1 protein-coding gene is annotated in these 670 nt (G+C 63.4%); it reads left to right on the top strand.

The window, feature by feature from the left end; all coding sequences use genetic code 11:
- Positions 1-670 (top strand): acyltransferase domain-containing protein (locus DQ392_RS00025; RefSeq protein ID WP_114013352.1); only part of this gene is annotated, 670 nt, incomplete at both ends.

Here is a 670-nt window from a genome sequence, read left to right on the forward strand (position 1 = left end):
TGTTCGCTGGTCAGGGGAGTCAGCGGTTGGGTATGGGGCGGTCGCTTGTGGCGGCGTTCCCGGTGTTTGCTGAGGCGTTGGATGAGGTTGTGGGGGTTTTGGATCCGTTGGTGTCGTTCTCGTTGCGGGAGGTGTTGTTGGCTGAGGTGGGTTCTGGTGTGGGGGAGCGGTTGGATGAGACGGGTGTGACGCAGCCTGTGTTGTTTGCGTTTGAGGTGGCGTTGTATCGGTTGTTGGTGTCGTTTGGTGTGGTGCCGGGTGTGTTGGTGGGGCATTCGATTGGTGAGGTTGTTGCGGCGTATGTGGCGGGGGTGTTTTCGCTGGAGGATGCGTGTCGTTTGGTGGCGGCGCGTGCGGGGTTGATGCAGGGGTTGCCTGGGGGTGGGGCGATGTTGGCTGTGTCGGCGTCGGAGGGGGAGGTGTCGCCGTTGTTGGAGGGCTTGGAGGGGGTGGGTGTTGCTGCTGTCAACGGGCCTGCTTCGGTGGTGGTCTCGGGTGTGGAGGGGGCGGTTGAGCGGGTTGCTTCGGTGTTGGCCGAGCGGGGGGTGCGGGCTCGGCGGTTGCGGGTCAGCCATGCGTTCCACTCGCCGTTGATGGATCCGATGTTGGAGGAGTTCGCGGCTGTGGCCGCGACGCTCAGTTATCACGAGCCTGTGTTGCCTATCGTCTC

Origin of the sequence: Streptomyces reniochalinae, assembly GCF_003323735.1 — a bacterium.
GTDB lineage: Bacteria > Actinomycetota > Actinomycetes > Streptomycetales > Streptomycetaceae > Streptomyces > Streptomyces reniochalinae.